This window comes from Chryseobacterium salipaludis, from assembly GCF_022968825.1.
In the GTDB taxonomy this organism is placed as follows: domain Bacteria; phylum Bacteroidota; class Bacteroidia; order Flavobacteriales; family Weeksellaceae; genus Kaistella; species Kaistella salipaludis.
Genome location: NZ_JALHKS010000006.1, coordinates 158,342 through 178,073, shown reverse-complemented (window position 1 = coordinate 178,073; position 19,732 = coordinate 158,342). Strand labels below are relative to the sequence as shown.

At 47.9% G+C, this 19,732-nt stretch carries 16 protein-coding genes and 1 riboswitch; of the genes, 12 read left to right on the top strand and 4 right to left on the bottom strand.

Annotated elements, in window-relative coordinates; translation table 11 throughout:
• The first annotated feature begins 62 nt into the window (after positions 1-62).
• The 8 genes from MVI27_RS10750 (at position 63) to metF (ending at position 10,713) form a co-directional block, all read left to right on the top strand.
• Entirely contained in the window at positions 63-491 is a 429-nt protein-coding gene (locus MVI27_RS10750) for an OsmC family protein (protein WP_246961692.1), read from the top strand.
• Positions 492-670: 179 nt separating this feature from the next.
• Positions 671-777, top strand: a riboswitch (SAM riboswitch).
• Positions 778-842: 65 nt separating this feature from the next.
• Positions 843-1,778, top strand: a complete 936-nt coding sequence (locus MVI27_RS10745) for an alpha/beta fold hydrolase (protein WP_246961690.1) — start codon at positions 843-845, stop codon at positions 1,776-1,778.
• The gene (locus MVI27_RS10740) at positions 1,775-3,310 is read left to right on the top strand and encodes an ACT domain-containing protein (RefSeq protein ID WP_246961689.1); all 1,536 of its coding nucleotides are present in this window, start codon (positions 1,775-1,777) and stop codon (positions 3,308-3,310) included. The genes MVI27_RS10745 and MVI27_RS10740 overlap by 4 nt, the downstream gene beginning before the upstream one ends.
• Positions 3,311-3,317: 7 nt before the next feature.
• Positions 3,318-4,475: a trans-sulfuration enzyme family protein gene (locus MVI27_RS10735; protein WP_246961687.1), complete on the top strand. Its 1,158-nt coding sequence runs from the start codon at positions 3,318-3,320 to the stop codon at positions 4,473-4,475.
• A gap of 158 nt (positions 4,476-4,633) precedes the next feature.
• Complete coding sequence (locus tag MVI27_RS10730) at positions 4,634-5,650, top strand: homocysteine S-methyltransferase family protein (RefSeq protein WP_246961685.1); 1,017 nt, start codon at positions 4,634-4,636, stop codon at positions 5,648-5,650.
• A 72-nt stretch (positions 5,651-5,722) separates the two neighbouring features.
• Complete coding sequence (locus MVI27_RS10725; protein WP_246961683.1) at positions 5,723-6,820, top strand: fatty acid desaturase family protein; 1,098 nt, start codon at positions 5,723-5,725, stop codon at positions 6,818-6,820.
• A 37-nt stretch (positions 6,821-6,857) separates the two neighbouring features.
• Positions 6,858-9,575 carry a methionine synthase gene (metH, locus tag MVI27_RS10720; protein WP_266213268.1) on the top strand — a complete coding sequence of 906 codons (2,718 nt, stop codon included), beginning with the start codon at positions 6,858-6,860 and terminating at the stop codon, positions 9,573-9,575.
• A gap of 181 nt (positions 9,576-9,756) precedes the next feature.
• Entirely contained in the window at positions 9,757-10,713 is a 957-nt protein-coding gene (gene metF, locus MVI27_RS10715) for a methylenetetrahydrofolate reductase [NAD(P)H] (RefSeq protein ID WP_246961680.1), read from the top strand.
• A gap of 33 nt (positions 10,714-10,746) precedes the next feature.
• Here metF and MVI27_RS10710 read toward each other — a convergent pair whose 3' ends face one another.
• A complete protein-coding gene (locus tag MVI27_RS10710) occupies positions 10,747-12,591 on the bottom strand; it encodes a cation:proton antiporter domain-containing protein (protein WP_246961678.1) in 1,845 nt (614 codons plus the stop codon).
• Positions 12,588-13,109: an NAD(P)H-dependent oxidoreductase gene (locus MVI27_RS10705; protein WP_246961676.1), complete on the bottom strand. Its 522-nt coding sequence runs from the start codon at positions 13,107-13,109 to the stop codon at positions 12,588-12,590. Before MVI27_RS10705 ends, MVI27_RS10710 begins: the two co-directional genes overlap by 4 nt.
• A 79-nt stretch (positions 13,110-13,188) precedes the next feature.
• On the opposite strand from MVI27_RS10705, the gene MVI27_RS10700 reads away from it, so the two are divergent.
• Entirely contained in the window at positions 13,189-14,340 is a 1,152-nt protein-coding gene (locus MVI27_RS10700) for a hypothetical protein (protein ID WP_246961674.1), read from the top strand.
• 9 nt (positions 14,341-14,349) lie between these two features.
• Here MVI27_RS10700 and recJ read toward each other — a convergent pair whose 3' ends face one another.
• On the bottom strand, positions 14,350-16,059 hold the full coding sequence (gene recJ / locus MVI27_RS10695; protein ID WP_246961673.1) for a single-stranded-DNA-specific exonuclease RecJ: 1,710 nt from the start codon (positions 16,057-16,059) through the stop codon (positions 14,350-14,352).
• Between the two features lie 311 nt (positions 16,060-16,370).
• Here recJ and MVI27_RS10690 point away from each other — a divergent pair, with 311 nt between their 5' ends.
• From MVI27_RS10690 to MVI27_RS11925, 3 genes are read left to right on the top strand one after another with little or no spacing between them, the layout of a single operon-like run.
• Complete coding sequence (locus MVI27_RS10690) at positions 16,371-17,060, top strand: ferritin-like domain-containing protein (RefSeq protein ID WP_246961671.1); 690 nt, start codon at positions 16,371-16,373, stop codon at positions 17,058-17,060.
• 37 nt (positions 17,061-17,097) lie between these two features.
• On the top strand, positions 17,098-17,532 hold the full coding sequence (locus MVI27_RS11930) for a ferritin-like domain-containing protein (RefSeq protein WP_323134625.1): 435 nt from the start codon (positions 17,098-17,100) through the stop codon (positions 17,530-17,532).
• Positions 17,445-17,879, top strand: coding sequence for a ferritin-like domain-containing protein (locus MVI27_RS11925; protein ID WP_323134626.1), 435 nt, complete (start codon positions 17,445-17,447; stop codon positions 17,877-17,879). The genes MVI27_RS11930 and MVI27_RS11925 overlap by 88 nt, the downstream gene beginning before the upstream one ends.
• A gap of 85 nt (positions 17,880-17,964) precedes the next feature.
• On the opposite strand, the gene MVI27_RS10680 is transcribed toward MVI27_RS11925, so the two are convergent.
• Entirely contained in the window at positions 17,965-19,587 is a 1,623-nt protein-coding gene (locus tag MVI27_RS10680) for an ABC-F family ATP-binding cassette domain-containing protein (RefSeq protein WP_246961669.1), read from the bottom strand.
• Positions 19,588-19,732: the final 145 nt, after the last annotated feature.

Sequence of the window (19,732 nt, the reverse complement as noted above, 5' to 3'; positions counted from 1 at the left end):
ACAAACGAAAAAGCCAATACGGTGCTAATTCTGTAACTTTGGCTTGCTAAAAATTTAGTTTTATGAAAATTACCCTGAACCGCATTGACGACGATTTCCTGTTTCAGTGCACCAACAGCCGCGGTAGGTCCATCCTGTTGGATAATATTTCCCATAATGAAAACAGCCAGGGCGTTTCGCCGATGGAGTCTGTCCTGATGGCCGTAGCCGGCTGCAGCGGTATCGATATGGTCTCTGTCCTGAAGAAGCAACGCCAGGAAATTACTTCCTTTGCCGCAGAAGTGGAAGGTGAGCGGGTGGAAGAGGACGGTGCCAAGCCTTTCAAGGATATTACAGTGACTTTCCGGCTGGAAGGAAACATTGATCCGGCCAAAGCAGCACGCGCAGCCATGCTTTCTTTCACAAAATATTGTTCTGTTTCCAAAACACTGGAACCCAGAGTTACGGTTCACTATCATTTGTTTGTGAACGGTGAACGCATCACGGAATAATATTTTTAATAATATTTGATACATGCCGGACGACCGTCATAGACGCAGTTTCCGGCATTTTCTATCTGCTAAGATATAAGCGCCGCACACAGTAAGAAATAATTCATTTCAAAAAATATTTGCAGTTTCGGTAAACATTCTCTTTCTTTGCAGCTCATTCGTTCTTTTACATATTGAAAATGTTATTAAGAAAGGTGGAGAGACTAGACTCTGTGAAACCTTAGCAACCCTTCGGCAACGAAGAAGGTGCTACATTCTATTCGCCCTGGCGCGAAAGAGATAACACGATCCGTATACTACATTCTTTCTGTAGCATTTTCAGTTTTGTTTTTTATTTAAAAAATTAAAACGGTGCTACAAACACTCACAATATCTAATTTTTCTGCTTCCTCGGGACTCATTCCGCAGGTGGTTTTGTCGTATCAGCTTTTTGGCTGTCCGCTGCACACGGCGCCGGTGGTGCTCGTGAACCATGCACTGACCGGAAACTCGAATGTGGCCGGCCGGGAAGGCTGGTGGAACAAAATCATTGGCCGGGAACTCACGATTGATACCGACCATTGCACCGTCCTCTGTTTCAATATTCCCGGTAATGGTTTCGACGGGAGCCTTCAGCCTGATGCAGAGGTTTTCATTACTTCTGATATTGCCCGGCTTTTCCTGGCCGGACTTCAGCAATTACAAATTGAAAAACTTCAGCTGCTCATCGGCGGTTCGCTCGGCGGTGCCATTGGCTGGGAAATGCTGGCCCTGAAACCCGACCTGGCAGAAATCTTTATTCCGGTGGCCTGCGATTACCGCACTTCGGACTGGCTGCATTCTCAGTGTCTTGTTCAGCAGTTTCTGCTTAGTCATCAGGACGATCCGCTCCAAAAAGCCAGAGCACACGCCATGCTGTGTTACCGCACACCAGCCTCCCTGAATGACCGGTTTCAGAATGTTCGCCACGCCGAAACGCGTCAGCTCAAATCCCACGACTGGCTTAACTTTCACGGCAAAACATTAGAGGGCCGCTTCAGTATACAGGCGTACCAGCTGATGAACCGGCTGCTGATGACCGTCGACGCTGATGCCGAAAAACTAAAAAAGATCCAGGCGAAAATTCATCTGATTGCCATTGATTCCGATTTGCTGTTTCCTGCCTTTGAAATGAAAAAAGCGGCCGGCTGGCTCCGGCAATATAATTCCTGCGTTACTTACCAGGAAATCAGTTCGCCACATGGCCACGATGCCTTTCTGATCGAATATCCTCAGTTACATTCCCTTTTAAAATCTCATTTGTCATGAACCCCATAAAAGAAATTACTTTCTCTAAAAACAAAGCCATTATCAAATTCGGGGGCCGCGATTTTCTCGGCCAGGTTGGCGTGGACGGCCGTATTTTCAAAGTTCTGACGCTGGCGCGCATTAGTGTCGGAATGATTGCCCAGCAGGATGCCGAACAGGGTATTTCCGTTTTAATAAACGAAGCCGATGCCTCTCAGGCGGTCAACTGCCTGATCGATGAATTTGAAAAAGAACGTAAATCCGGCGATGTATCCCAGATTTACAGTATCAATAACGTTTCCGTACTGGGCTTCGAAAGCCGGGAAATTCCCAAAATCCTGTCCGAACTTTCCCGCAATAACATTTTTCCCTTAATACTTAATCACGTGGCCGCAAAAAACCGACTGAACCTGGTGGTAACATCCTCTCAGGATGAAAAAGCTAAGAACATTATCGAAGCAGAATTATTCTCTAAACCTAAAACCGTGCATCTGGCAATGATTGGTCACGGCAAGGTAGGCTCCGAACTCATTGGGCAGGTCCTGCGCAGTGCTGCAGAAATCCGCCAGCGCAAAAAACTGGACCTGCGGATTGTTGCGGTGGCGAACTCCCGAAAAATTGCTTTCAGCAAAGAAGGGTTTCGCGAGGACTGGAACGAGCAGATCGCCGTGGCAGAATCTCCGTCTAATATTGACTCGCTCATCGAGTTCTCCAAACAGCAGCAACTGGAAAACCTCATCGTTGTGGACAATACCGCCAGTGCAGATTTTGTAAAGCACTACCCGCACCTTGCCGAAAGCGGTTTCGACCTGGTGTCTTCCAACAAAATTTTCAATACCGCGCCGATTACCGAATACCGCAGCTTCCGCCATATTCTGGCAAAGAAGAATAAAAAATATCTCTACGAAACCAATGTGGGCGCAGGCTTACCTCTGATTGATACCATTCGCCTGCTTCACCTTTCCGGCGAAAACATTACCCGGATCAAAGGTGTGTTCTCAGGTTCGCTGAGTTATATCTTTAATGAATTTTCCGTGCGCGATGTACCGTTTTCTACCATTCTGCAGGAAGCCGTGGCTGCGGGCTTCACCGAGCCGGATCCGCGCGAAGATTTATCGGGCAACGATGTGGCGCGTAAACTTTTAATCCTGGCGCGCGAACTGGACCTGAGCAATGAATTGTCTGATATCCGCATTCAGAACCTTCTGCCCGAAGCTTTATCAGCACGTACCCGCGAGGAATTTCTGAACAGCCTGGCCGAACTTGATGATCGGTTCCAGCAAATCAAAGAACAGCAGGAACCCGGCTACGTACTCCGTTTTGTTGGCGATCTTCATGGCGACCTGCAGCAGGAAAAAGGTGAACTCGATGTGCAGCTGATTTCCGTTCCGGCAGCTTCGGCACTTGGCCAGCTCAAAGGCTCCGACTCAATTTTTGAAATTTATACCGAGAGTTACGGTGCGCATCCCATCGTGATTATGGGCGCGGGCGCCGGTGCTGCGGTTACCGCACGCGGCGTGTTTGGAGATATTTTAAGACTTTCTGAAAACTAATAAAACCATGCAACGTTTTGAAACCATCGCGGTGCGCCAACAGGCCGGCCGCAGCCAATATGATGAACATTCCGTTCCGCTGTATCTCACCTCCAGCTTCGTTTTTGATGATGCCGAGGAAATGCGCGCGGCCTTTGCCGAGGAAAAACAAAGAAACCTGTACAGCCGCTTTTCCAATCCCAATGTCAATGAATTCACTGATAAGATTGCAGCACTGGAAGGGGCGGAAGCCGGTTATTCCTTTGCAACCGGCATGGCTGCAGTGTTTTCCACCTTTGCAGCGTTGCTTGCGGCAGGCGATCATGTGCTCAGCTGCCGTTCGGTTTTTGGATCTACGCACACATTGTTTACGACCTATTTCCCCAAGTGGAACATTGAAACCACCTACTTTGATGCGGCGGAAACCGACCTGGAACCATACCTGACACCCAAAACCAAAATTCTGTACATAGAAACCCCGACAAATCCTGCAATTCAAATTCTCGACTTAGAAAAATTAGGAAACTTTGCGAAAAAGCACAACCTCATTTTCATTGTGGATAATTGCTTTGCAACGCCTTATTTACAGCAGCCTATCAGCTTCGGCGCAGATCTCGTTATTCATTCCGCCACCAAACTGATTGATGGCCAGGGACGCGTACTTGGCGGCGTTACGGTGGGGAATAAAGACTTGATTCGTCAAATTTACCTGTTCGCCCGAAATACCGGCCCGGCCCTGTCACCGTTCAATGCCTGGGTGCTCAGCAAAAGCCTGGAAACCCTGGCCGTGCGGGTGGACCGCCATTGTGAAAATGCGTTGCAGATCGCTCAGTTTCTGGAAAATCACCCCGCGGTCAAGCAGGTCCGCTATCCATTCTTGCCGTCGCATCCGGGCTATGAAACTGCCCGAAAGCAAATGAAAGCCGGCGGCAGCATGGTCGCCTTCGAGCTGAAAGGCGGGCTCGAAGCAGGACGTCAGTTTCTGAACCGGGTACAACTGTGTTCACTCACTGCCAATTTGGGCGATACCCGTACCATTGTGACCCATCCGGCTTCTACGACCCACGCAAAACTTTCACCGGAAGATCAGCAGCAGGCAGGCATCACGCCCGGACTGGTGCGCTGCTCGGCGGGCCTGGAGCATGTGGAGGATCTTATTGCAGACTTGCAGCAGGCGCTTGAATAGTTTTTGGGCGTGCCCCATTGCGGGAGCGGTGCCGTTTCCGGCACCGCTCCCGCAAAAGGGTCGGTCTGCGCCTGCAATTCCTCGCCGCGCTGGCGCGCGGCTGCGGGATTTCCGGCTCCGCCCTCACGCAGGGCAGTTCATCTTAATTAAAATTAGAAATGAAAAATACAGAACAACTTTATAAAGCCCTCGAACAGAGGATCCTTATTCTGGATGGTGCCATGGGGACCATGCTCCAGCGGCATTCTTTTACCGAGGAAGATTACCGCGGTGCCAGGTTTCAGGACTGGCCGCATTCCCTGAAAGGAAACAATGATCTGCTTTCGCTTACACAGCCCCACGCTATTGCAGATGTGCACCGTCAGTATCTGGAAGCCGGCGCCGATATCATCGAAACCAATACTTTTTCGGCCACCACCATCGCCATGGCAGATTATCATATGCAGGACCTGGTGACCGAGCTCAACCTGGAATCAGCGCGCATTGCCCGCCGGGTTTGTGATGAGTTTACAGAACGCACACCGGATAAACCTCGTTTCGTTGCCGGCTCGATAGGCCCTACCAATAAAACAGCAAGCCTGAGCCCGGATGTGAGCGATCCCGGTTTTCGTGCGATCACCTTTGGGGAGCTTGCAGCGGCATACAAGCAACAGGCAGCTGCGCTGCTGGAAGGTGGTGCCGATATCCTGCTGGTGGAAACAATTTTTGATACGCTGAACGCAAAAGCAGCACTATTCGCCATTGATGAGCTTCGTGAAGAACTCGGCGTGGAAATACCGGTGATGATTTCCGGAACCATTACCGATGCCTCGGGCCGTACACTGAGCGGGCAAACGGCAGAAGCCTTTCTGATTTCGGTGTCGCATACGCCGCTGTTGAGTATTGGATTGAACTGTGCGCTGGGCGCCGGCCAGCTCACGCCTTATCTGGAAGCCATTGCCGCTAATACCGGTGCTGCCGTGTCCGCCTATCCGAATGCCGGCCTGCCCAATGCCTTCGGCCAATACGATGAAACGCCGGAGCAAATGGCGTCACAAATCAACATTTATCTCGAAAAAGGCCTGGTAAATATTATCGGGGGCTGTTGTGGCACGACACCTGCACACATAAAAGCGATTGCAGAACGGGCAGAACAGTATGCTCCACGGCTTATTCCGGACCTGGTTCCGGGATAAAATGTTGCTGTTGAGCCGGTTGTGCGATCAAAACATTTTTTTATTAATTTAACAGTAGAAAATTTTTGAGCCATGAAGAAACCGGTTTACAACAAGAGTGCTGAGGAAACCGCCTTATTCACTGAACTGAGGAAGAGAGTTAATGAACGTGTAAAAGCCATTCCCGGGAACCGCGACAACATTATTAAAGTAAAAGTTTTTGTATTGCCGCTGTTGTATCTGGGTTGTTATCTGGCGGCGGTGTTTAACGGAGCAAACCCTGTCATTTACGCGTCGTTTTTCGCGGCTATGGGAATTATTCTGGTGTTGATTTACCTGAATCTGATTCATGAGGCCGCTCATAATAACATATTTAAAAACAAAAAATACAATAAAGCCGTCCTGCGGATTTTCGATTTCATCGGGGCCAACAGCTTTATTTGGGAAAGGAGACATATTGTGAGTCATCATTCGTACCCGAACGTAGACGGTTGGGACACGGATATTGAACAGAGCGGCGTTCTTAAAATTTATCCTTACGGCGAGGCAAAAGGAATACAGAAATACCAGCACCGGTTTTTCTTCATGGTCTATCCGCTGTACTTATTTAACTGGATGTTTATTCGCGACTTCCGCGACTTTTTCGATCGGAACCGCATCATCCAGAAAGTGCAGACGCGTATTCCCGGAAAAGAAAAAATGAAAATGCTGCTGTTCAAGCTGTTTTATTTCTTCTATCAGATTGTGGTGCCAATCGTCTTTTTCCATGTATCGTGGAAACTGGCAGTAGGAGCGTGGCTGTTACAGATACTGGTCGCAAGTACATTTGCGCTTTTTGTTCTGCTGCCGTTGCACGCAGTACCGGAGAATGAATTCCCCTTGGTGGATGAAAACAGCAACCTGCCATACAGCTGGCTGCGCCATCAGTTTGAAGTTACCAACGATTTAAAGGAAAATAACCAGTTTTTCCGCTATGTCCTTGGGAACTTTAATTATCATGTGGCACACCACCTTTTTCCCAATTACAGCTATGAATATTATCACGAAATCACCGATGAGATAAAGAAATTCGCCAAAGAACATAATTTCAGGTATAAGCAGTATCCGCTCTTCACGGCGCTGGGCATGCATTATAACCTGTTGAAAACCAATGCTACATCCATCGGTGAAATGATGGAGGAATCCATGTAGCGGCAGGCGCTGACTTCAGACAGCAGTTGCCGCCGTTGTGGAGGCAAATGCAGAAAGATGTAAAATCTTTCAACTAAAAAAGTCAGCGTACGCTATGAAATATTTACAGTTATCCGGTCTGGAACCTTTGGTCATTACACCGGAATCCAATTTTATCAATGTCGGGGAGCGAACCAATGTAGCCGGTTCCAAAAAATTCCTTCGACTTATTAAAGAAAATAATTACGTCGAGGCACTGGAGATTGCGCGCGACCAGGTAACCGGTGGTGCGCAGATTCTGGACGTTAATTTCGATGACGGCCTGCTCGACGGCAAAGCGGCAATGGTTCGTTTCCTGAATCTGGTTGCCGCAGAACCGGACATTGCCCGTATTCCGATTATGATTGATTCCTCGCGGTGGGAAATTCTGGAAGCCGGCCTGCAGGTGGTGCAGGGGAAATGTGTCGTTAATTCCATCAGTTTAAAAGAGGGCGAAGAAGAATTTATCCGGCAGGCAAAACTCATCCGGCGTTATGGTGCCGCTGTGATTGTGATGGCTTTCGATGAAACCGGTCAGGCTGATAACTTCGACCGCCGTATTGAGATTTCCAAACGCTCCTATGACTTACTTATAGACAAAGCCGGCTTTCCGCCCGAGGATATTATTTTCGATCTTAATATTTTTCCCGTTGCCACCGGCATGGAGGAACACCGGCGGAACGCACTTGATTTTATTGAGGCGACACGCTGGGTGCGCGAAAATCTGCCGCATGTTTCTGTGAGCGGCGGTGTTTCCAATATTTCTTTCTCCTTCCGCGGAAATGACCGGGTCCGCGAAGCGATGCACTCCGCTTTTTTGTACCATGCAATAAAAGCCGGAATGAATATCGGCATTGTGAATCCGGCACTGCTGGAAGTGTATGATGACATTCCAAAGGATTTACTGGAACTGGTAGAGGATGTTTTGCTCGACCGTCGTGCGGATGCCACCGAACGACTGCTGGATTACGCCGAAAAAGTGAAATCTGTTCGCAAGGAACTGACCGAAGATCTGGCGTGGAGACAGGAACCTTTGCAGGACCGGATCACCCATGGTTTGGTAAAAGGGATTGACAAGTTCATTGTAGACGATGTAGAAGAAGCACGGCAACAAAGCTCCCGGCCGCTCGATGTGATTGAGCAGCAGCTGATGACCGGCATGGGCGCGGTCGGCGACCTGTTCGGCAGCGGCAAAATGTTTCTGCCGCAGGTGGTAAAATCTGCCCGGGTGATGAAAAAAGCGGTGGCGTACTTACAGCCTTTCATCGAAGCGGAAAAAGATACGGCACGACCTGCGAACGGCAAAATCCTTATGGCTACCGTGAAGGGTGATGTACATGATATCGGTAAAAATATTGTGAGCGTGGTGCTGGGCTGCAACAATTACGAGATCGTAGATTTAGGGGTGATGGTGCCGGCAGAGAAGATTATAGCTGCTGCCGCGGAACATGACGTGGACGTTATTGGTCTGAGTGGCTTAATTACGCCCAGTCTGGATGAAATGATTTATGTGGCGGAAGAGATGGAGCGCCAGAGCATTAAGGTACCGCTGCTCATTGGTGGAGCAACCACCAGTAAAGCGCACACAGCCGTAAAGATTTTCCCGAAATATTCGCACCCGGTGGTGCATGTGAACGATGCCTCACGCGCGGTCGGGATTGTTTCTCAGTTGCTGGATCAAAATAAAGAAAGCTATCAGACAGCGTTGCGGAATGATTATGAAGATTTCCGCCAGAAATTCCTGAGCCGCCAGATTGTGAAAGAATATATTCCGCTGGCGCAGGCCCGCGAGGAGCGTCACCAAATCCAGTGGCGACAGGATGATATTGCCCAGCCTAACAAACTGGGCGTTACTGTGATTGAACATCAGGATTTGCGGGAACTTGTGCCTTTCCTGGACTGGACGCCTTTTTTCCGGAGCTGGGATTTGCACGGCAAGTTTCCGGATATCCTGAAAGACGATGTGGTGGGCGAGCAGGCGAGCGTGCTGTATCGTGAAGCGCAGGAAATGCTGGAAAAGATTATTTCGGAACAATGGCTGACGGCAAAAGGAATCTTCGGCTTGTTCCCGGCACAGTCGGACGCGCAGGATGATATTGTGGTTTTTGATGAGGACCGGCAACCATTGGTGAAGTTTCACACGCTGCGCCAGCAGTTGAAAAAATCTGCCGGCAAAAAATATTTCGCGCTGAGTGACTTTGTGGCACCGGAAGGTTCGGGTGTACAGGATTATATGGGTGCGTTTGCGGTGACCACCGGTTTTGGAACCGATGAAAAAGCACAGGAATACCAGCAGCAGGGCGACGATTACAATGCAATTATGGTGAAAGCGCTGGCTGACCGTTTGGCTGAAGCTTTCGCGGAATTCCTGCACCATGAAATCCGGACAAAATGCTGGGGATATGCCGCGTCGGAATCACTGGATAATGAAGCGCTGATTGCGGAAAAATACCGCGGTATCCGTCCGGCTCCGGGATATCCGGCCTGCCCGGACCATCTCGAAAAAGAAACCATCTGGGAACTGCTGAAGGTGAAAGAAAATATCGGGCTGGAACTCACGGAAAGTCTGGCGATGTTCCCGACGGCAGCGGTAAGTGGCTATTATTTCGGCCATCCGGAAGCCAAGTATTTCGGCGTCGGGAAAATTACGGAAGAACAGCTGCGGGATTATGCCGCCCGTAAAGGAATTGAGACAGATTATGCCCGAAAATGGCTGAGCCCGAACCTTGTTTCTTAATCAAAACTGACCATAGATGCGTACCCCGCGTGAGCGATGGAAGCGTTTACCCCGCAGGCCTGCCTGAGAAGGCAGGCCGAGGAGTAGTAGCGGACAGCGCGGCCCGTGCCCGGGGCTTCGCAGGGGAAAGGGACACGCCCAAATCCAATGTAAACAACTACTTATTTTTACGACATAGCATATGAAAATTACGGAACATCTGGCGGCTGCGGCCGGGAAAACATTGTTCTCACTGGAGGTGGTACCGCCGCAAAAAGGGACGGGTATCGGTGATCTCTATAAAAATCTGGATCCGCTGATGGAATTTAATCCACCGTTTGTGGATGTAACGACGTCGCGCGAGGAGTATGTGTATCTGGACAAAGGCAACGGCCTGATGGAAAGGCGCATTACCCGGATGCGTCCCGGCACGCTGGGAATCTGTGCAGCGATCCAGCATAAATATGGCGTGGATACGGTGCCGCATGTGCTGTGTGGTGGTTTCACGCCGGCCGAAACGGAATATCTGCTGATTGACTGTATGTATCTGGGGATTGAAAATGTGATGGCGCTGCGTGGCGATGCCATGAAAGGACACCAGCATTTCGAGGCCTCGGACGGCGGACATTCGTATGCTAGTGAGCTGGTTACGCAAATCAGGGAACTGGGCGGCGGCAAATTTTTGCACAGTGAGGAAGCAGCCGGTGATAATACAAAGTTCTGCATTGGCGTGGCTGGCTATCCGGAGAAGCACATTGAAGCCCCCTCGCTGCAGTTTGACCTGGAACGCCTGAAACAAAAAGTGGAAGCGGGCGCTGATTATGTAGTGTCGCAAATGTTTTTTGACAACCAGAAATATTTTGAGTTTGTAGCCGCTGCGCGTGAGGCCGGAATTACCGTGCCCATTCTGCCGGGGATCAAACCGGTGGCGGTGAAAACGCATTTGCAGATGTTGCCGAAGGTTTTCAAAATCGATTTGCCCGAACCGCTGATCAACGCGATGCAGGAAGCAAAAGATAACACGGCCGTTCGTCAGGTGGGGATTGAATGGGCCATTGCGCAGTGCCGCGAACTGATGCAGGCGGGTGTGCCAGTCCTGCATTTTTACTCAATGGGGAAAAGTGACAACATCCGGGAGATTGCAAGGGCGTTGTTTTGAAATTACGTTTGCTGGTTATATTTAAGGGAACTATTACGTATCCTGATATTCCTCATGCTCATTCCACTGGGTCTCGTCAAAGGAATGGCTGTCTTCTGCCAGCAGTTCAGCTTCATAGTCCAGATAGGCTTTCATGGAAAAGCTGGATTCGTCGCGGAGCTGTTCTTTGGCGAGTTTCCGGGTCATGGCTTTGTCAATCAGCATAAATCTTTTGCCAAGCCTGCGGGCTGCATAGGCGCGCATGCCGGTCGCTTTTAAAACATCAACGGCCATGTCAACGGCTGTGCCCAAGGTTTCCCGGTATATATTATCCACGCCGCTGTTGATGAAGTCGTAGGCATCGAGCCGGTTTTTTGCGCGGACAAATATTTTGAGTTGGGGAAAATGTTCACGGGCATATTCAAGTATAAATTTATTTTGCTCCGGATTGTCTAAACATAAAATTAAAAGATCTGCCGTCGCGGCACCGGCGGAACGAAGGATGGCAGGTTTGGAGGCATCGCCGTAATACACCTTGAAGCCGTTCTTGCGCAGAAGGTTCACACGTTCACTGTCACTGTCCAAAACGGTAGCACCGATTCCGTTCACGCGCAGTAGCCGACCGACCGTACTACCAAAATGCCCGAATCCGACGATGATTACATTTTGTAATTTCTTCGGGGTGTCCATTTCTCCCAAGCCTGGTTTTTTGGGTCGGGTGCGCGGTTCAATCCAATGTTCATTAACCAGAAGTAGAATAGGAGTAATACACATGGTGATGGCCGTAATCGCCATGAGTTGCGAATTGAGCACGGGTTCCAGTAAATATAATTTGGTGGAGTAGTTTATCAGAACGAAAGCAAACTCCCCAATCTGTGATAAGCCGAACGCAAGCAGAAAATTCTGGTGAAGTTTTAATTTAAAAAACCGGCCAACGGCCAGCAAGACCAGCATCTTCACAATGAGTACCACAATCGTCGTGCTGAATATAAACAGCGGATCCTGCATAATCACCGAAAAATTGATGGTAGCGCCCACGCTCACAAAAAAGACTGCCAGCAATAATCCTTTGAAAGGATCGATCTGGCTTTCCAGTTCATGGCGGAACTCACTGGTGGCCAGCAGCAGTCCTGCCAGGAAAGCGCCGAGCGCGGCACTGAGTCCGACAGCATGCATGAGTTCTGAAACGCCAATCACCAGGAAGAGTGAAGAGGCGGTCAGGAGTTCGTTCATACCCGACCGTGAAACGTAGCGCAGAAAAGGAACAAAAACATATCTGCCCAGAACTACCAGCAATGCTATTCCGATAATAATGGAAAAAGGCTGCAGCCACTCCGGTAAATACTGCAGCAGAATCTGCTTTTCATCTGTATCAGGCACCCGGGCAATCGCGGGGAGCAGCGCCAGAATGGGAATTACCGCAATATCCTGAAACAGTAAAATTGAAAAAGAAGCCTGCCCGACATCGGTCCGGAAAATGTTTTTTTCTTTTAAGGTCTGCAATACAATCGCCGTGGAAGACAAACTAAAGCAAAGAGCCGCCACCAAGGCAGCATTAAACTGCCAGCCTGCGAGAAAAAAAATCCCCAGCAATAAAAATATGGTAGCCGCCATTTGTCCCAGTCCCATCCCGATAATCTTTTTTCGTATGGTCCAGAACTTTTTGGGCTCAATTTCCAATCCTACCAGGAAAAGTAGCATGATCACGCCAAATTCGGTAGCTTCCATAATGTCCTGAGAGTCGCTGCCGGTTAACTTTAACCCAAACGGACCGATGATGATTCCGCCCAGGATAAAGCCGATCACCGAACTGAGTCCCAATTTACGGACGAGCGGTACCATGATGATGGCGGCACCAAGAAAGATAAGGGCAGTAAACGCTAAGGAGCTTTCATTCATGAGGTTTCAAGGATTTTTATAATTTGATCGGCCACCGGCGCCAGCGCTGCCGGCTGCAGGTCATCCGCGTCGTACACAGCGAGCAGGTTTTTCACCTCAATGCCATTTACGTCAAGTGAGAGGACCAGTGGTTTCATCAGTTCTTCAATAGTCGTGCTGTAAATGCCATCCGGCTGGAAATTCTGTTCACTGGCACCGGCTGTTACGATAATGGCGGCATCTTTATTGCGCAGCGGATGATCACTTTCTGCTTTCCAGCTCATATCGAAAACCTCATCAATCCACAGTTTCAGCAAAGGCGGTACACTAAACCAGATTAAGGGAAAATGGAAGATAAGCCGCTGATATTCGCGAATCCGCTTTCGCTCGCGAAACGTCGAAATATGAAAATCCTCATATTCCTCATATAAATCCTTGAGTTCCACGTGCTCAAACTGCTTGTAGATCTTAATCAGTTCTACATTGGTCGTGGAATATTCCAGATACGGATGGGCGAAAATGACAAGGGTTTTCTTCACAAGCTGCAATTTTTTTAAAAGTACAGAAAAAAATAAAAATATCCTTTTGATTGGCCGGAAAATCTGCTACATTTGGTATATGAAGGTGATTTCTGTGACTTCAAAACCGCAGCAGCGCGAGTTTCTGGATTTTCCATCCCGTATTTTTAAAGACGATCCCCATTATATCCGTCCGCTGGATCCGGATGTGGAACAGGTGTTTGATCCGGCTAAAAATAAATTTTTTAAATCCGGTGCATGTCAACGCTTTCTCTTTCAAAACAGCGCGGGGCAAACGGTAGGCCGGCTGGCTGTTTTCACGAATAAAAAATACCGCCAGGCACAACCTACCGGCGGCATTGGCTTTTTTGACTGCGTTGATGATCAGGCAACCGCAAATTTTATGTTTGATTACGCAAAAGAATGGCTGCAAAAGCGGGGCATGGAAGCAATGGACGGACCGATCAACTTCGGCGAGCGCGACCGGTTCTGGGGTTTGCTGATAGAAGGGTTTACCGAACCCTTATATGGAATGAATTATCATGCGCCGTATTACCGTCAGCTTTTCGAAAACTATGGTTTTCAGGTTTATTTTAATCAGTTATGTTTCGGCCGGCAAGTACATGATCCCGTAGCACAGAATTTCATGGATATGCACGCCCGGCTGTCCAAACAACCGAATATCCGCGCTTTACCTTTAAGGAAAAACAACCTCGATAAGTTTGCCGCTGATTTTGCGCATGTGTATAATAAAGCCTGGGCGCAGCACGGTGAAGGAAAACAAATGTCGGAACTGCAGGCCAAGAAGATGTTTCGCTCCCTGAAGCCTGCGATCAATGAACATATCTCGTGGTTTGTATATGATCAGGGCGAACCCATCGCGATGTGGCTGAATATTCCGGACCTGAACCAGTGGTTTAAATATCTGAACGGACGATTCGGCCTTTTTTATAAAATCCTCTTTTTATTAATTAAAAAGTTCCGGCGAAACAAGAAAATGGTCGGCTTGGTCTTTGGCGTGGTGCCGGAATGGCAACGGCGCGGCGTGGATGGCTATATGATCTGGGAAGGAACCAGGCATTTCCGCAAAACAACAGATTTCACCGAATATGAGATGCAGTGGATTGGTGATTTTAATCCTAAAATGATACGCATCGCTGAAAATCTGGATACCAAGGTGACGCGTAAGCTGGCCACGTACCGCTATCTTTTTGACCGCAGCCGGGAATTTGAGCGGCACCGGATGGTTTAAAAATAAAAATTAGAGAAACTTGACGTCCCGGATATTCAGGTAATAATTCACATTTCCTTTCCAGTGATTCTCTTCAATGGTAAAGGCAACATCGAACCGCCGTGTACGGAAATCATCTGCAAAGTGCCCCAGTTTAAAACCTACACACTCCACGTTACGACCGGTGGAATCCTGACGAATATAAAACTTCAGGTGATTATTGTCCTTGCCCATCGTTTTTACATACCCTGCCACTGCCATGTCTTTCAGTACCAGAATAGGTTTCATATTATGTGGCCCAAAGGGCGCCAGCTTGCGGTGGAAAGAAAAGAAATCCTTGTGCAAGGCATCGGGGTGGATCACCGCATCAATGGTCAGACTGGGTTGAATCTGGTGTTCCTGAATTTTCTCGGCAACCACGGCTTCAAACTTTTCTTTGAACTGTTCAAATTTTTCCTTCTCCATACTCAGGCCGGCTGCCGCAGGATGGCCACCGAATTTCAGGAAAAGATCCGAGCATCGTTCCAGTGCATGATGTACATCAAAATCGGCTACCGAGCGGGCAGAGGCTACGAGCTCACCATTATTCCCATCCGTAAATACCAAAGTAGGTTTGTAATGGCTTTCGATTAAGCGGGAAGCCACGATACCAATGACGCCTTTGTTCCACGACGGGCCATACACCACTGTCGTTAACTTGTTCAGTTGCCCTGTTTTCTCTACCTGTTCCAGCGCTTCAATGGTGCTGCTCATATCCATTTCGCGGCGGGAGTCGTTCAGCGTTACAATATCATTTACGATTTGGTGCGCGTGTTTCAGGTTATCGGAAACCATTAGTTCCACGGCTGCTTTCCCGTGCGAGATCCGACCGGCTGCATTAATCTTGGGTGCAATTTCGAAAACGATATTGCTGATTTCAAAGTGAGCGAGTTTATCTTCCGGGATTAATAAGCGCAAACCGAGATTTCGGGTTTTACGTAATACTTTCAGCCCTTGTTTTGCCAGAACGCGGTTTTCGCCGGTCATCGACACAATATCTGCTGCAATGGAGATCGCCAGTAAATCGGTAAGCTCAAAGAGTTCAGCTTCCGGTATTTTATAAATAGTGTTCAGTCCCTGGCAAAGCTTAAAGCCCACGCCGCAGCCTGAAAGTTCCTTAAAAGGATAGCGGCAGTCGCGCCGTTTCGGATCCAGTACAGCGACAGCATCCGGGATGGTTTCGCCCGGCAAATGGTGGTCGCAAATAATGAAGTCTACGCCGAGTGTTTTTGCATAGTCAATTTTATCCAAAGCTTTGATTCCGCAATCCAAGGCAATAATCAAAGAAAAATCATTTTCCTTCGCGAAGTCAATGCCTTCTTTTGAAATCCCGTATCCCTCCGAATTGCGGTCGGGAATGTAATAATCGAGGTATTTCTTTTCGACAATTTTGCTTAAATAAAGGTACATCAGGGCAACCGCGGTGGTTCCGTCCACATCATAATCGCCGTACACCAAAATTTTCTCACCATTTTCGATTGCGGTAGCAATCCGGTCCACGGCAAGCTGCATGTCCTTCATTAAGAAAGGATTATGAATGTCGTTTAAGTTAGGTTTGAAAAATTCGCGTGCTTTCTGATAGTTATCAATACCACGTAGGACCAGTATTCTGGATTCAAACGTGCCAAAACCAAGTGAAGAGCATATCCCATCCACAATATCCTCATCCGGTTCGGGTCGGTAAATCCATTTTTGACTCATAGTTTCACAAAAATAGGAAAAATATGGCAGCTCTTTAAGGCAGGCATCTTTATAAATTATCTTAAATAAAAGTTTACTAAAGAATTTTGAAAATCGCTAGATAAAAATCAAATTATACTATATGAAAGTGGTAAAATGGTAAGGGATTATCTGAATAATTTAAATTATTTAAAATTTTTATTGCTGGATTTCAGTTAGTTATAAGTGTGAGCCTGCTTTTTAACTGCGGATGCAAAACTGCTGTACAATTCTCTTCGTAATTATAAATAGAACCATTAACCAAAATATATAATTATGAAAAAACAATTGAAGTGTCCAATGGGGGTGTAACCTTGGATACCAACAGGAGAAATTTCCTGAAGCTCGGTGGTGCCGGTCTGGTGCTGGCGGGACTTGCGCTGGCAGGATGCCGTGATGATGATTTTGATTATCCGCAGAACGACGTATTTGATCTGGGGAAAGGTGATGTGGATGTTTTGAATTACGCTTATGCACTGGAACAACTGGAGGCAGATTTCTATACGAAAGTGGTCAATAATTTTTACAAAAATATTTCTGATGCCGAGAAGCAGATGTTTACTGATATTTACCATCACGAAGTGGTGCACAGAGATTTCTTTAAAGCAGCGATCAGCGGGGCGACGAACGATGTGTTGCCAAAACTGGAGTTTAAGTATGATGGTGTGGATTTCAACAGCCGAAATTCAATTCTGGCGACCGCAAAAGCACTGGAAGATACCGGAGTTGCTGCGTACAATGGTGCCGGTAAGCTAATCAGCAATTTAGATTACCTGGTGATGGCCGGGAAAATAGTTTTGGTGGAGGCAAGGCACGCTTCTGCCATCAGAAATGCAATTAATCCGGGTTCTGCAGATTTCTCGGGAGATGATGTGGTGGATGCAAACGGCCTCGATGTGGCAAAAGATCCGAAGCAGATTGTTCAGGTCGCGGCAGGGTTCATCAAAACACCTTTCACCTGGCGTGAGCAGGGCATTGCCTAATCCTGCATTTTTCATCTAACCTTAAAAATCAGAAATCATGAACTTATTAAAAATACTCGATACTTTAGCGGATGACCAATTCTTTACCAAATTTGCCAACAGGCAAACAGGCGCACAAAAACAAGCGGGTGCTGCGCTGAATACAGCGGAACCAACGGTGGTTTATGCCGCTGCCGGTGCCTCAACTGCAGTAACTGCCTCTGCGGCTTCTGCTCTAACGGATGTGCTCCAGCTGGCCCTCACGCTGGAATATCTGGAAGATGAATATTACCGCGTCGGCCTGGCCACTTCAGGTTTGATACCCTCTGCGGACCGCATTGTTTTTCAGCAAATCAGCAAACATGAAACGGCGCACGTTGGTTTCCTTAAATCTACGCTGATGTCTTGGGTGTATCGCCGGGCCCGAAACCCACTTTTGACTTTACTGCCGGTGGAAACTTTCAGCCTTTCACGGATTATGCGCAGTTTATGACTCTGGCGCAGGGTTTTGAAGATAGGAGCGTGCGCACCTACAAAGGCGAGGCAGGCAATGTGGCATCTAACAAAAATGTTCTGCAGGCAGCGCTTCAGATTCATTCCGTGGAAGCACGCCACGCGTCGCAGGTTCGCCGGATGCGCGGTAACAAAGGATGGATAGAACTGAACAACGGCGGCAACATCCCGGCCGCTGCCCAGGCGGTTTATAATGGAGAAGAAGCTACCGTACAGGTGGGTTTCAATACGGCTACCTTATTCGGAGCCGCAGCAGGATCTGCTTCTTTCGATGAAACGCTGAGTGGCGATGATGCGGCAATGATCGCCGGCTTATTTATCGCGTAGTAGAAATTACCTCGGATATGACTTATATTAATAAATGGTGAAAAAAAACAGGCTGCTCATTCCGGGCAGCCTGTTTTTATTTAGCTTATGAATACATCTGCGTTTGCAGTTCTTTCACTTTTTTGTCTTCCAGGTACTCATCGTATGTCATTTCGCGGTCGATGATTCCTTTCGGCGTCAGTTCAATGATGCGGTTACAAACCGTTTGCAGCATTTCGTGGTCATGTGATGCCAGCAGAATGTTTCCTTTGAAACTTACCAGTGAGTTATTGAGTGTGGTAATACTTTCCAGGTCTAAGTGGTTCGTAGGTTCATCTAGCAGCAGTACGTTGGCACGTTGCAGCATCATGCGGCTGAACATACAGCGCATCTTCTCGCCTCCGGAAAGTACGGTGCAGGATTTCAGGGCTTCATCTCCGGAGAAGAGCATTTTCCCAAGGAAGCCGCGCATATATTCCTCGTGCCTTTCCTCGTCATTCTTTGTAAATTGCCGCAGCCAGTCTACCAGGTTAACATTATCCTGGAAGAATTCACTGTTATCCAGCGGCATGTAGGATTGGGACGTTGTAATTCCCCAGTTAAAGGTTCCTTTGTCAGCTTCGGTATTTCCGGCTAGGATCTGGAAAAACTCTGTAATTGCCAAAGAGTTTCTTGAGAGTACCGCTACTTTGTCACCTTTCTTTAAATTAAGGTTAATATCAGAGAACAGCAATTCGCCGTCACGCGTCTTTTCCAGGCCTTTTACTTCCAGAATCTGGTCACCCGCTTCGCGCTCGGCATCAAAAATAATGGCGGGATAGCGTCGGGAAGAAGGTTTAATATCTTCGATGTTCAGCTTGTCGATCATCTTTTTACGCGCCGTTGCCTGTTTCGCTTTTGCTACGTTGGAGGAGAAACGCGCGATGAAATCCTGAAGTTCTTTTTTCTTTTCTTCTGCTTTTTTATTAGCCTGCTGACGTTGCTTCGTTGCCAGCTGGGAAGCCTGATACCAGAAAGAGTAGTTCCCGGTGTACAGGTTTAATTTCGCGTAATCCAGGTCACCAATGTGCGTGCAGACGGTGTCGAGGAAGTGGCGGTCGTGCGATACCACGATCACGGTGTTTTCATATCCGGCCAGGAAATCTTCCAGCCAGGAAATAGTCGCAATGTCAAGGTCGTTGGTAGGTTCGTCGAGGATCAATACATCCGGATTTCCGAACAGCGCCTGTGCCAGCAATACTTTTACTTTATCCTGGTTTTCCAGTTCGCTCATCATCTGATAATGCATGTCATCTTTGATGCCTACATTGGAAAGCATAGTCATGGCATCAGACTCGGAGTTCCAGCCACCCATTTCGTCATACTGAACGCCAAGTTCCCCGGCTTTGATTCCGTCTTCATCTGAGAAATCTTCCTTGGCGTACAAAGCATCCATTTCAGATTTAATCTCGTATAGTTTTTTATTACCTCTTAATACAGTGTCCAGTACCGTGAACTGATCATACGCGTAGTGATCCTGTTCCAGAACCGACATGCGCTTACCCGGCTCCAGTGATACTGATCCGGTAGTAGGATCTTGTTTTCCGGTAAGAATTTTCAGAAAGGTGGATTTTCCGGCGCCATTGGCACCAATTATGCCGTAGCAGTTCCCTTTTGAAAACATAATATTTACCTCATCAAAAAGCACCCGCTTGCCGAACTGTAAAGATAAATTAGATACTGTTAACATATAGTTTTGTAAATTTGGTGCAAAAATACGAAAAGAAATCGGCTTTAATCAGAATGTTGCTGAGCGTGAATTTTTTAGCCTTAAGACGTGTCTTCTTTTCTTAAAAATTAATCCGTTGGTGTTAAAAATGTTTAAAATTTAACAC